At 73.3% G+C, this 12143-nt stretch carries 11 protein-coding genes; 2 read left to right on the plus strand and 9 right to left on the minus strand.

The window, feature by feature from the left end; translation table 11 throughout:
• Positions 1-29 precede the first annotated feature (29 nt).
• Positions 30-605, plus strand: coding sequence for a GNAT family N-acetyltransferase (locus ACNYS0_RS34080; RefSeq protein WP_422479172.1), 576 nt, complete (start codon positions 30-32; stop codon positions 603-605).
• Here the strand turns inward: ACNYS0_RS34080 and ACNYS0_RS34085 are convergent.
• Entirely contained in the window at positions 602-1384 is a 783-nt protein-coding gene (locus ACNYS0_RS34085) for an SGNH/GDSL hydrolase family protein (protein WP_422479174.1), read from the minus strand. The two genes, ACNYS0_RS34080 and ACNYS0_RS34085, sit on opposite strands and share 4 nt — an antisense overlap.
• Before the next feature lie 111 nt (positions 1385-1495).
• Here ACNYS0_RS34085 and ACNYS0_RS34090 point away from each other — a divergent pair, with 111 nt between their 5' ends.
• Positions 1496-1777: a holin gene (locus ACNYS0_RS34090; protein ID WP_422479176.1), complete on the plus strand. Its 282-nt coding sequence runs from the start codon at positions 1496-1498 to the stop codon at positions 1775-1777.
• Here the strand turns inward: ACNYS0_RS34090 and ACNYS0_RS34095 are convergent.
• The 8 genes from ACNYS0_RS34095 to ACNYS0_RS34130 all read right to left on the minus strand — a co-directional run bounded on the left by ACNYS0_RS34095 (position 1741) and on the right by ACNYS0_RS34130 (position 12052).
• Positions 1741-3399: an ABC-F family ATP-binding cassette domain-containing protein gene (locus ACNYS0_RS34095; RefSeq protein WP_422479178.1), complete on the minus strand. Its 1659-nt coding sequence runs from the start codon at positions 3397-3399 to the stop codon at positions 1741-1743. The two genes, ACNYS0_RS34090 and ACNYS0_RS34095, sit on opposite strands and share 37 nt — an antisense overlap.
• 47 nt (positions 3400-3446) lie before the next feature.
• Entirely contained in the window at positions 3447-4460 is a 1014-nt protein-coding gene (locus tag ACNYS0_RS34100; RefSeq protein ID WP_422479180.1) for a hemolysin family protein, read from the minus strand.
• Positions 4457-5887 (minus strand): hemolysin family protein, encoded by a 1431-nt coding sequence (locus ACNYS0_RS34105; RefSeq protein WP_422479182.1) that lies wholly within the window; start codon positions 5885-5887, stop codon positions 4457-4459. Before ACNYS0_RS34105 ends, ACNYS0_RS34100 begins: the two co-directional genes overlap by 4 nt.
• 209 nt (positions 5888-6096) lie before the next feature.
• Positions 6097-6522, minus strand: coding sequence for a GNAT family N-acetyltransferase (locus ACNYS0_RS34110; protein ID WP_422479184.1), 426 nt, complete (start codon positions 6520-6522; stop codon positions 6097-6099).
• A 57-nt stretch (positions 6523-6579) separates the two neighbouring features.
• On the minus strand, positions 6580-7476 hold the full coding sequence (locus ACNYS0_RS34115) for an LLM class F420-dependent oxidoreductase (RefSeq protein WP_422479186.1): 897 nt from the start codon (positions 7474-7476) through the stop codon (positions 6580-6582).
• 93 nt (positions 7477-7569) lie between these two features.
• Positions 7570-10134, minus strand: a complete 2565-nt coding sequence (locus tag ACNYS0_RS34120) for an ABC transporter permease (RefSeq protein WP_422479188.1) — start codon at positions 10132-10134, stop codon at positions 7570-7572.
• 2 nt (positions 10135-10136) lie between these two features.
• Positions 10137-10928, minus strand: a complete 792-nt coding sequence (locus tag ACNYS0_RS34125; RefSeq protein WP_422479190.1) for an ABC transporter ATP-binding protein — start codon at positions 10926-10928, stop codon at positions 10137-10139.
• 92 nt (positions 10929-11020) lie between these two features.
• The gene (locus ACNYS0_RS34130; RefSeq protein WP_422479192.1) at positions 11021-12052 is read right to left on the minus strand and encodes an RNA polymerase sigma factor; all 1032 of its coding nucleotides are present in this window, start codon (positions 12050-12052) and stop codon (positions 11021-11023) included.
• Between the last annotated feature and the right edge of the window lie 91 nt (positions 12053-12143).

Below are 12143 nucleotides of genomic sequence, written 5' to 3' on the forward strand. Positions count from 1 at the left end.
GTCCCGCGCATCGTGCCAGGGTGGGGCGCATGACCTTCGACGTGCGCCCCGCCTCGGTGTTCGAGGACGTCCGAGCCGTGCTCGGCCCGAAGTCTGCCACCGCCACCGTGTGCTGGTGTCTGAGTCATCGGATCCCGTCCAAGCTCAACAACGAACTCCGTGGCCCGGCGCGCGGCGAGTACGTCGGCGAGCTGTGCCGCGCCGGTACCCCGCCGGGAGTGCTCGCCTACGATGGCGACGAGCCGGTCGGCTGGGCCGCCGTGGCACCGCGCTCGGACACCTCGTTCGCCCGCAGCCGCACCATCCCGCGCGTCGACGACCTGCCGGTGTGGTCCCTGTGGTGCATCCGGGCCCGCCCCGGCCACCGCAAGCGGGGTGTCTCGCATGCCCTGATCGCCGGGGCGGTCGACTTCGCCCGCTCCCACGGCGCGCCCGCGGTCGAGGCGTACCCGCTCGACAACGGGAAGGCGCGCGTGGACGCGACCATGGCGTACGCGGGGATCCGCGGGAACTTCGAGCGCGCCGGGTTCACTCATGCCGCCGACACCACCTCGGTGCTGGCCGGTCACCCCCGCGTCCTGATGCGGCTCGACCTGCGGAGCTAGGAGCGCGGCTCCTGCGCGTACGGCGCCAGTTCCGCCCGCTTCGGGGCCCGGCCGTCGCCCGACGACCTTCCCGTCAGGCGGCGGCCGATCCACGGTACGAGGTGCTGCTTGGCGAAGCGGGCGTCGGCCACCCGGCGGGTCATCCAGTTCGGCGGGAGCTCGGGCGGCAGTTCGGCCCGCCAGTCGGACTCCGCCTCGTAGCCGAGGCCCTGCCAGACCGCCTCGGCGACCCGGCGGTGGCCCTCCGCGGTGAGATGCAGCCGGTCCACGTCCCACATGCGCTGGTCGGCGAGGGCCGGTGCCCCGTACAGGTCGACGACGAGGGCGCCGTGCTTCGCCGCCAGCTCGTCGATGCAGGTGAACAGCTCCTCCATGCGCGGCCGGAAGCGCTGCAACACCGGGCCGTTGCGGCCGGGGCTGCGCATCAGGACGAGCTGCCCGCAGGACGGGGCCAGCGTCTCCACGGCCTGCGTCAGCAGATCCCGGACGCGGACCATGTCGCACTTGGGGCGCAAGGTGTCGTTGAGGCCGCCGACGAGGGTCACGACATCGGCCTTCATCGCGGCGGCGACGTCGATCTGCTCCTCGACGATCTGGCCGATGAGCTTGCCGCGCACGGCGAGGTTCGCGTAGCGGAAGTCCGGGGTCCGCGCGGCCATACGGGCGGCGAGGAGGTCGGCCCATCCGCGGTAGGAACCGTCGGGCAGCAGGTCCGACATGCCTTCGGTGAAGGAGTCGCCGACGGCGACGAGGCTGGTGTGGGTGGGGTTTGTGTGCATGACTTTTCAGATCGTATCCCGAGGCAACGAAGTGGTGGGCGCCGCGGGGCTGGGCAGCCGCGCCCGGCAGCGGTATGCCGGGAGCGGACACCGTGAACGGGGGAGCGGAACATGTGGAGCATCAGTTTCTGGACGGCCACCGCCGAGCGCGCGATCAGGACGTTCGCGCAGGCGCTCGCGGCGGTGCTGGTCGCGGGCGCGACGAACCTGCTGGACGTCGACTGGGCCGCGGCCCTCGGCACGGCGGGGCTCGCCGCGCTGCTCGCGGTCCTGACGGCGGTCGGCACCGCGGGCATCGGCCCGCACGGACCCGGCGTCCTGGAGGCCCCGACGGGCGAGACCGCGACACCGCGGCCTCAGCCCACGACGGACCCGCCCGCGACGCACACCTGACGGCCCTCGAAGCGGGCCCGAAGCCGGCGGTCGTGGGAGACCACGACGAGCGTGCCCGCGTAGCCGGCCAGTGCCTCGTCCAGGTCCTCCGCGAGCGCGGGGGAGACGTGGTTCGTCGGCTCGTCCAGGAGCAGCAGATCGGCGGGGCGGGTGACGAGGCGGGCCAGGTCGAGCCTGCGGCGCTGGCCGACGGACAGGTCCCGCACCGGCACGGCCAGGTCCTCCTCGCGGAAGAGGCCGAGCGCCAGCAGGTCCTGGGCGTGCTCCTCGGGCAGCCCGCCGAGCCCGGCCGCGAACGCGTCGAGGAGCGGCCGGGCGGTGCCGTCGTGTGCGACCTCCTGTGTCAAGTGGCCGATGCGGGGCGGGAGCTGGACGGTGCCGCGGTCCGGTGCGAGGCGCCCGGCGAGGAGCGCGAGCAGCGTCGACTTGCCCGCGCCGTTCGGCCCGGTCACCAGGGTGCGCGCCCCGGGCTCGAGGACCAGCCGGTCGACCGCGAGCCGCCCCTCGACCACGACGTCCGCCACTTCCACGGGGCGCAGGAAGGGGTGGCCGCCGCCTTCCAGGACGCCGGGCGCGCCGGGTTCCGGTGCGCCGTCCGCCGCGCCCCCGCCCACCCGGAACCGCAACGGCTCCGGCGGCTTCGGCACCGGGTCGGCGCGCAGCCTCCGCAGCCGCTCGCGCGCGTTGCGGACCACCCCCGAGACCTGGCCCTCCACCGAGCGCTGGTGCTTGGAGAACTTGGCGAACGTGCTGCTGTCCCGCATCCGCCAGCCGCCGGAAAGCCGCGCCGACGTGTCCTGCGCGATCCGCTCCTGCCGGTCCACCTCGTCGGACCACGCCCGGTAGCGCTCCTCCCAGCGGCGCCGCGCGGTGGTCCGCTGTTCCAGATAGCCGTCCCAGCCGTTGCCGTAGCGGGCGACGGCGTGCCGGTCGCCGTCGACCTCGACGATCGTGCCGGCCACCCGGTCGAGGAAGACGCGGTCGTGGGTGACGGCGACGACGGTGCCGCGGTGCGCCCGCAAGCGCTCCTCCAGCCAGCTCAGCGCCTGGTCGTCGAGGTGGTTCGTCGGCTCGTCCAGGAGCAGCAGCTCGGGCCGCGGGGCGAGGACGCAGGCGAGGCCGAGCCGCGCCGCCTCGCCGCCCGACAGGGAGCCGAGCGTGCGGGTGCGGGCCAGGTGCGGGACGCCGAGGCCATGCAGGGCGGCCTCCAGGCGGGCGTCGGCACGGTAGCCGTCGCGCGCCTCGAAGGCCGCCACCAGATCCGCGTACTCGGTGAGCGCACCGGGCCCGGCCGAGCCGAGCAAGGCCTCCGCCTCGGCGATCCGCCGCTCCAGGTCGCGCAGCTCGGCGAGCGCCGCGTCGACGGCGTCCTGCACGGTCGCCCCGGGCGGCAGCGGCTGCGTCTGGGCGAGGTAGCCGGTGCCGCCGTCGGCGCTCACCGCCACAAAGCCCTCGGACGGCGTCAGCTCGCCCGCGAGCAGTCGCAGCAGCGTCGACTTCCCCGAGCCGTTCTCGCCGATGACACAGGCCTTGTCGCCGGGCCGCACCGACAGCGAGATCCGGTCGAGGACCGGCCGGTCCGGGTATCCGTACGACACGTCCTTCAGGACGAGCTGGCTCATGCCTCCCCTTTCCCGGCCCTACGGAGCTCCCCGGCCCCGCGCGGGGCTCACACCGGCTGGCCGAACAGCTCCCGCAGCACGTCCTCCATGGTGACCAGACCGGCGAGCCGGCCGTCCGCGCCGAGCACCGCCGCGACGTGCGTACGGCTGCCGCGCATCGCGGTCAGCACGTCGTCCAGCGGCGTCGTCTCGCGGACGCGCGCGATGGAGCGCATCTCCGGCACCCGGAACGGCAGATCGCGCGGCGTCGCGTCCAGGGCGTCCTTCACGTGGAGGTAGCCGACGATCCGCCGGCCCTCGTCCACCACGGGGAAGCGCGAGAACCCGGACTCGGCGGAGAGCCGCTCCAGCTCCTCGGGCGTGACGCCCACGCGCGCGTAGACGACCTTCTCGATCGGCAGGACGACGTCCTTGACGGGGCGGCGGCCGAGCTCCAGCGCGTCGTGCAGGCGTTCCTGCGCGCGGTCGTCGATCAGGCCCGCCTCGGAGGCGTCCTTGACCATACGGGCCAGCTCGTCGTCCGAGAACGTCGCCGTGACCTCGTCCTTCGCCTCCACGCGGAGCAGCTTGAGCAGTCCGTTGGCGAAGGCGTTGATCGCGAAGATCACCGGGCGCAGGGCGCGCGCGACGGCGACCAGGGGCGGGCCGAGCAGCAGCGCCGAGCGCACCGGCTCGGCGAGCGCGATGTTCTTCGGCACCATCTCGCCGAGCAGCATGTGCAGATACGTCGCCACGGTCAGCGCGATCACGAACGAGATCGGGTGGACCAGGCCGTGCGGCACGCCGACCGCGTCGAATCCGGGCTCCAGCAGATGCGCGATGGCCGGCTCGGCGACGATGCCGAGCACCAGGGTGCACAGCGTGATGCCGAGCTGCGCCGCGGCGAGCAGCGCGGAGACGTGCTCCAGACCCCACATGACGCTGCGCGCGCGCCGGTCGCCCTCCTCGGCGTACGGCTCGATCTGGCTGCGGCGCACCGAGATCAGTGCGAACTCGCCGCCCACGAAGAAGGCGTTGACGACGAGTGTCGCCAGGCCGATGAGCAATTGGATCGCGGTCATCGGGCCGCCCCCTTCTCGTGCGAGGCCTTGTCGGCCCTGGCGGACCTGTGCCCAGCCTTGGCCTTCGATGCCGACCGGCCGGTCTTCTCCTCGTCCGCCGTCCGGCGTTCCTCGGTGTCCAGGATCAGCGGCGCGTGCAGCAGTACGCGGGCCGCGCGGTGTCCGTGCGCGTCGACGACGTCGAGCCGCCACCCGGTGACCTCGACGCTGTCGCCGATGTCCGGGATCCGGCCCAGCTCCGTCGCGACGAGCCCGGCCAGCGTCTCGTACGGTCCGTCCGGCGCGCGCAGTCCGACCCGCGCGAGCTGGTCGGTGCGGGCGGCGCCGTCGGCGGAGTACAGCGTCCGGCCCTCCGGGTCGGTGCCCGCGGCCGCGATGTCGGGCGTCTCGTGCGGGTCGTGCTCGTCGCGGACCTCGCCGACGACCTCCTCGACGATGTCCTCCAGGGTGGCCACCCCGGCCGTGCCGCCGTACTCGTCGATGACGACGGCCATCGTCCGCTTGCCGGAGAGCCGGTCGAGCAGCCGGTCCACGGTCAGCGTCTCCGGTACGAGCAGCGGCTCGCGCAGCAGATCGGAGACGCCCTTGCGGGCCCGCTGCTCGTCGGGAACCGCCAGCACGTCCTTGATGTGCACGACGCCGACGACGGAGTCGAGGCTGCCGCGGTAGACGGGGAAGCGGGACAGGCCGGTGGCCCGCGTCGCGTTCGCCACGTCCTCGCAGGTGGCCTGGAGGTCGAGGGCCATGACCTGGACGCGCGGCGTCATCACGTTCTCCGCGGTCAGGTCGGCGAGGTTCAGGGTGCGCACGAACAGCTCGGCGGTGTCCGCCTCGAGCGCTCCCTCCTTCGCGGAGTGCCGGGCGAGCGCCATCAGCTCCTGCGGGCCGCGCGCGGAGGCCAGCTCCTCGGTCGGCTCGATGCCGAAGCGGCGCGCGAGCCGGTTCGCGGTGTTGTTGAGGTGCGTGATGAACGGGCGGAACGCCGCGCTGAACCAGCGCTGCGGCGTCGCCACCTTCTTCGCCACGGCGAGCGGCGAGGAGATCGCCCAGTTCTTCGGCACCAGCTCGCCGACGACCATCAGGAACACGGTCGACAGGGCGGTGCCGAGCACCAGGGCGACCGAGGTGGAGGCCCCCTCGGACAGGCCGAGGGACTCCAGCGGGCCCGACAGGAGCTTGGAGATGGACGGCTCGGCGAGCATGCCGACGACCAGGTTGGTGACGGTGATGCCGAGCTGGGCGCCGGAGAGCTGGAAGGTGAGGTTCCGTACGGCCCGCAGGGCGCCGGCCGCGCCGCGCTCACCGCGCTCGACGGCCTCTTCGAGATCCGCGCGCTCGACCGTCGTGAGCGAGAACTCCGCCGCGACGAAGGCGCCGCAGGCCAGGGACAGCAGGACTGCGACGGCGAGCAGCAGTACTTCGGTCATCGGGACGTCACCTCCGTCCCATGGTCGGCCAGGGGCGGGACGGATGCGCGCTCGTGGGGGCCGCGCGGGGGGACGAAGCGGGGACTGGGAGGCTCGCCCATGGGCGGACGCTCACACCTTTCGTATGGAGTTCGAGAGAGCTCGAGAGGGTTCGGGTGACCCATCCATGGTAAAGGACCGGCAAAACGAATTTTCCCGCCGCGGCGGCGTCAGCCGGTGAGCGGCTTGACCCAGCGCGACCACTGCGGTTCCGGCGTGTACCCGGCCGCCTTCCACGCATGCCGGGCCCGCTCGTTCCGGTCCAGGACCATGGCGTCCCCACGGCGCCCGCCGAGCGCGACGAACCGCTCCTCGGCCGCCGCGAGCAGCGCGGACCCGATGCCCTGGCGCCGGGCCCCGGGGTGCACCGCGAGCCGGTACAGATGGCAGCGCCAGCCGTCGAACCCGGCGATGACCGTGCCGACGAGCTCCCCGTCGCGCTCGGCGAGCAGCAGGGCCTCGGGGTCCCGCTCGACCAGGCGCTCGACGCCCGAGCGGTCGTCGCTGATGCTGGTGCCCTCCGCGGCCTCCTTCCAGAACGCGAGCGCGGCGTCGAGATCGGCGGGTCCTGCGGCACGGATACGAAGATCACTCATGTTCGAGATCCCACCACCGCAAGCCGCCGGACGCCGCGGATTTCACATGCCGGACGCTCAGCGGCCCCGCAGCTCCTCGATCACCGGCGCGAGCGCCTCCATGGACGGTTCCAGGACGGTGAAGTACGAGAACCCGAACCGCTCGCGGCGCTCCAGGAGCTGCTCGGTGATCTGCTCGACGGTGCCGACGAGCAGCAGCGGGGAGTCCAGGACCTGCTCCTGCGTGAGGTGCGGCAGATGCTCGAGGAGCGGCTGGACGGCGGCGGGCCGGTCGTCCGTCACCGCCACCAGCTGCACGAGCAGATTGAGTTCGGCGCTCTCCGGGCGGTCGGCGGCGAATTTCCGGTAGGCGGCGACCCGCCCGTCCAGCTCGTCGCCGGTCAGCGGTTCGAGACCGCCCGCGTTCCCGTTCGGCGCGCGGGCCCCGGTGAACGCGGCGATGTCCGCGTGCTCGGCGGTGATCCGCAGCATCCGGTCGCCGTTCGCGCCGATCAGGAGCGGGGGCCTCGGTCCCTGGTCGGGGGCGGAGAGCAGCCGGTCGAGCTCCGTGACGGTGTGTTCCAGGCGGTCGACGCGGCTGCCGGCCGTGCCCCACTCCAGGCCTGCCTGCTCGAACTCCTCGCGCACGTAGCCGGTGCCGAGGCCGAGTTCGAGACGGCCGCCGGTCAGCGCGACGGTGGTGGTGATCTCGCGGGCGAGCAGCACCGGGTTCCAGAACGCGCAGTTGAGGACGAACGTCCCCACCCGCGGGCGGCTCGTCGCGTCGGCAGCCGCCACGAGCGAGGGGAACGGCGACGGGGCACCCAGATGGTCGGGCACGAGGATCACGTCGTAGCCGAGCTCCTCGGCCCGGCGGCACTTGGCGCGCCACGCGTCGTCCGGCGCGGGGGTGACCAGGTTGACGCCGAAGCGGAACGGGCGCGCGGCCCGCGAACCTTCCGTACCCATATCCATGAACTCTCCTCGGAACGTGGACAGTTGACGTATCGATCGTCGCGTCGGTTGCCGTATCGACCGTACGTCCGACCCGCTGTTCGTGCGCGCCCGCTACTCGTGCGCGATCGCCGCCAGCACGTTCAGCCGCGAGGCCCGCAGCGCGGGCAGCAGCGCCGCCGCGAGGCCCACGACCACCGAGCCGACCACCACCGCGACGATCGTCGACCACGGGATCGCCAGCGCCTTCATGCCCTCCAGGGCGAGCACCCGCTGCGCGACCACGCCCCATATGAGGCCGAGCGCGAGCCCGAGCACCGCCCCGAACACGGCGATCACCACCGACTCCAGACGGATCATGCGCCGCAACTGGCGCCGCGCGAGCCCGATCGCCCGCAGCAGCCCGATCTCCCGCGTCCGTTCCACGACCGACAGGGCCAGGGTGTTGACCACGCCGAGCACCGCGATCACGATCGCCAGGCCGAGCAGCGCGTACACCAGATACAGGAGCACCGCGATCTGCCCGTGGATCAGCTCCTTGTAGTCGGCGAGGTCGCGCACCTGCACCTGCGGATACGGGTCGAGGGTCTTCTCCAGGCGCTCGCGCAGCACGTCCGGCGAGGTGCCCGAGGAGGCGTTCACGTACACCGCCGAGTCCTGGCCTCCCGGTGCGTACCTCGTCAGCGTGGCCATGCCCATCGCGAAGCCGCCGGACATGCCGAAGTCGTTCGCCTCCTGGTCGGTCAGGGCGCCCACGGTCAGCTCGGTGCGCTTCCCGCCGGGGAACTCCACGGGCAGGACGCTGCCGATCCGCGCGCCGTGCTCGTCGGCGAAGTCCTTCCGCAGCAGCAGGTGCCCGGGCGCGAGCCCCGTGGCGCTGCCTCCCCGCGCGTACGTGACGTGTGCGACGTCGTCGACGCTGCGGTCCCAGCCGGCGGCCGTCGTCTTCACCCGCTTCCCGTCCGGCATCCGCACGGCGAGCGCGGTGAACCGCTGGCGCACGACCTGGCCCACGCCGTCCGTCGCCCGGATCTTCCGGGTGACCTCCTGCGGGAACGGCACGAAGTTGGTGTTCTGCACGGTGAAGTCGGCGCCCAGCGTGTCGTCGATCTGCTGGTCGAACGACTTGCTCATGGAGGCGCTCGCCACCGACATCCCCGCCACCAGGGCGAGCCCCACCATCAGGGCGGCGGCCGTGGCCCCCGTCCTGCGCGGGTTGCGCAGCGCGTTGCGCTGGCTCATCCGGCCGACCGAACCGAACACCGCGGGGAACGCGCCGCCGAGGACCCGGATCACGGGACGTACGAGCAGGGGCCCCGCCACGACCGTCGCGATCAGCGTGAGGACGATGCCGAGGCCGAGCAGCGAGGCCGCGGGCCCCGTCTCGTCCGCCGTCCAGCAGCCGATCAGCGCGGCGGCGCCCGCCGCGCCGATCACCGCGCCCACCAGCGCCCGCACCCGCAACGGCCGCCCCACGCCCGCGATCTCGGCATCGGCGAGCGCGGCCATGGGGGAGACGCGCGCCGCGCGCCGCGAGGGCAGATACGCCGCCACGAACGTGACGCCGACGCCGACCGCGAACGACACGACAGGCGTGCCCCAGCCCACCGCCATCTCCGTGGACTTGAGGTTCATCCCGAAGACGCCCATCAGCCTGATGAGCCCGACGGCGAGCCCCACCCCGAGCGCGAACCCGGTCGCCGAACCGACCAGGCCCAGCAGTACCGCCTCCGTCAGCACGGAGCGCCGCACCTGCCTGCGGTCCGCGCCGAGCGCCCGCAGCAGCCCCAACTCCCGGGTCCGCTGGGCGATCAGCATCGAGAACGTGTTGACGATGAGGAACACACCGACCAGCACGGCGATCCCGGCGAAGCCGAGCATCACGTACTTGATGACATCCAGGAATCCGCCCAGGTCCTCGGCGGCCGATTTGGCGTCCTCGTCCGCGGTCTTCAGGTCGTAGGCCCCGCCCAGCTCCTGGCCGATCCGCCGCTTGAGCGTCGCGTCGGCGACGCCCGGCGCCGCGTCCACCGCGATGCTCGTCGCCCGGCCCGTGCCGCCCAGCAGCCGGCGCTGCGCGGTGCCGGTGTCCAGGAAGACGAGGGCCGCGCCCGGGTTCGTCGTACGGAACGTGGCGATGCCCACGACCTCGACCTTGAACGAGCCGGGTGCGGCCATCACCGTGAGCGGGTCCCCGATGCGCACGTGCTTCTTGTCGGCGGTGTCCGCGTCGAGCAGCGCCTGACGGGGCCCGCGCGGAGCGTGCCCCGACGTCAGACGCACCGGACTGCGGTCCGTGGGCTCCCAGTTGGTCGCGATGGTGGGCGCGCCGGTGGTCGGACCCACCGACTTGTTGTGGCGGTCGACCACCGTGATGTTCTCGACCCCGGCGTCGATGTGTGTCGCGGCCACACCCTCGACTCCGTCGATCCGCCCGGCGAGCGAGGCGGGCACCGTACGCACCGTGCCCGACGGAACCGACTCGTCGAAGTCGTCCTCCTTGGGCCCCACCCGCACGTCCGCGGACGTGGAGGCGAAGAGCCGGTCGAAGGTGCGCGACACGGTGTCGGAGAAGATCAGGCTGCCCGCGACGAACGCCACCGACAGGACGACGGCGAGCGCGGACAGGACGAGGCGCCCCTTGTGCGCCAGGAAGCTCCGTAACGTCGCCTTCAGCATGGCTACGCCCGGGGGCCCGGCTTCTCGGCGACGGCCTGGCGCGCGACGTCGAACTGCTTCATGCGCTCCAGGACGGCCTCGGCGGTCGGCTCCCGCATCTCGTCCACGAGGCGGCCGTCACCGAGGAAGAGGACCAGGTCGGCGTGGGCGGCGGCGCCCGGGTCATGGGTCACCATGACCACGGTCTGGCCCAGCTCGTCGACCGACTGGCGCAGGAATCCGAGGACTTCGAGCCCGGCCCGCGAGTCCAGGTTCCCCGTCGGCTCGTCGGCGAAGATCAGCTCGGGGCGCGCGGCGAGCGCCCGCGCGCACGCGACGCGCTGCTGCTGTCCGCCGGACAGCTGGGCGGGCCGGTGCTTCAGCCGGTCCCGCAGGCCGAGCGTGTCGATGACCTGCTCCAGCCACTTCCCGTCCGGGGACTTGCCCGCGATGTCCATCGGCAGCGTGATGTTCTCCGCCGCGTTCAGCGTCGGGATCAGGTTGAAGGACTGGAACATGAAGCCCACGCGGTCGCGCCGCAGCCGCGTCAGATCGCGCTCCTTCAGGCCCGTGATCTCCGTTTCCCCCAGCCACACCTGTCCCGCCGAGACCGTGTCGAGGCCCGCGAGGCAGTGCATCAGCGTGGATTTGCCCGAACCCGAAGGGCCCATCACGGCCGTGAACCGGCCGCGTGCGATGTCCACGTCCACCGCGTCGAGGGCCAGCACCTGCGTCTCGCCGGAGCCGTACGCCTTCGTCAGGCCCCTGGCCCGCGCGGCGACGGCGGCATCCTTGACCACACCCGTTCCCCCCACCCCAACTCCCTTACGTCGTAAGCCAGTTGCGTATCGGGCTCGAAGGCTCGACATCGGGTCCGAGGATAGCCGCTCGCTCTGACAACGGGCCTTCAGCGCGTGTCCACGCTGCTCACCTTCCAGCCGTCGGCGGTGCGGCTCAGGGGCGGCGGTGACACCGTCACGGACGGCAGCCGCGCCCCGGGAGTCGCCGCCGACGGCAGCCGGGGGCCGGACACCGACACCCGCGGCACGGTCACGGAAGGCATGGGCACCGGCGGCAGCCACCGCGCAGGAGCATCGGCGGTGTGGCTCGGGCTCGGACTCCGGCTCGGACGCGGGCCGGTGCGTTCGGACGGCGCGGCGGCCTGTCGGTGGGGCGCCTGCGTCGCGCGGGCGTGGGGGAGCGCGGGGACGGGACGGGGAGTGCCCTGGGGTCGTACGTCGCCCGTGGGTGCCTCGACCGCTCGTGGCCGAGGGGCGGTGTGTTCGGCGGCGTACGGCAGCACGAACCCCGCCACCACCAGGCCCCCCGTCGCGGAGGACACCGCGAGGGCCTGCGCGGGGCCGCTCGCGAGGAGCTTGCCGCGGGCGCACAGGAGCGCGGCGAGGCCCAGCGTCCCGGCCAGGGCGGAGCGCAAGGTGCGCCGGGCCCGCGCGAGCAGTGACTCGACGGTCCGGTGGCCGAGCCGCATCCGCAGGGCGACCTCGTCCACGCCGAGGCCCTCGGACTTCAGCCGCAGCGCCTCGGCCTGGCGCTCGGGCAGCCGGGCGCTGCGGGCCGCCAGCCAGCGCGCCTCGTCCCGGTCGCACACGGCCTCGTCGACGGGCACGGGCACCGGGGCGGTCAGCGTCGGGCTGCGGTGCGCCTCGGCCTCCCGCGAGACCTGCCGGCGCCGGTCGACGCACAGCCGCAGCGTCACCGTCGTGAGCCACCCGCCGAGCCGCTCGTCGGCCAGGCCCGGCCGCTCCGCCGCGCGCAGCATCGCCTCGTGCACCGCGTCCTCGGCGTCCTCCGGCGAGACGGAGCTGCGCCGGGCGACCCTGAGCAGCTCCTCGCGGTGGCTCCAGACACGCAGCCAGCGCTCGGGGTACGGGCCGCGGCCCGCGGCGGCGTTCGGTGTGTCCGGCATGTCCATCGGCATGAGGGCCCCTTCGCGCTCATCCGCCGGTCCTGTCCCGTCCGGCCCGCGAGGGTACAGCCGGAGATCAAAGGTGTGGAGGGACACGGGCGAT

This window comes from Streptomyces anthophorae (assembly GCF_049310305.1).
In the GTDB taxonomy this organism is placed as follows: Bacteria; Actinomycetota; Actinomycetes; order Streptomycetales; family Streptomycetaceae; genus Streptomyces.

Coding starts and splice junctions, on each gene's coding strand:
- ACNYS0_RS34080 (WP_422479172.1), top strand. CDS start 30: ATGACCTTCGACGTGCGCCCCGCCTCGGTGTTCGAGGACGTCCGAGCC.
- ACNYS0_RS34115 (WP_422479186.1), bottom strand. CDS start 7,476: ATGGATATGGGTACGGAAGGTTCGCGGGCCGCGCGCCCGTTCCGCTTC.
- ACNYS0_RS34085 (WP_422479174.1), bottom strand. CDS start 1,384: ATGCACACAAACCCCACCCACACCAGCCTCGTCGCCGTCGGCGACTCC.
- ACNYS0_RS34095 (WP_422479178.1), bottom strand. CDS start 3,399: ATGAGCCAGCTCGTCCTGAAGGACGTGTCGTACGGATACCCGGACCGG.
- ACNYS0_RS34090 (WP_422479176.1), top strand. CDS start 1,496: ATGTGGAGCATCAGTTTCTGGACGGCCACCGCCGAGCGCGCGATCAGG.
- ACNYS0_RS34100 (WP_422479180.1), bottom strand. CDS start 4,460: ATGACCGCGATCCAATTGCTCATCGGCCTGGCGACACTCGTCGTCAAC.
- ACNYS0_RS34110 (WP_422479184.1), bottom strand. CDS start 6,522: ATGAGTGATCTTCGTATCCGTGCCGCAGGACCCGCCGATCTCGACGCC.
- ACNYS0_RS34120 (WP_422479188.1), bottom strand. CDS start 10,134: ATGCTGAAGGCGACGTTACGGAGCTTCCTGGCGCACAAGGGGCGCCTC.
- ACNYS0_RS34105 (WP_422479182.1), bottom strand. CDS start 5,887: ATGACCGAAGTACTGCTGCTCGCCGTCGCAGTCCTGCTGTCCCTGGCC.
- ACNYS0_RS34130 (WP_422479192.1), bottom strand. CDS start 12,052: ATGCCGATGGACATGCCGGACACACCGAACGCCGCCGCGGGCCGCGGC.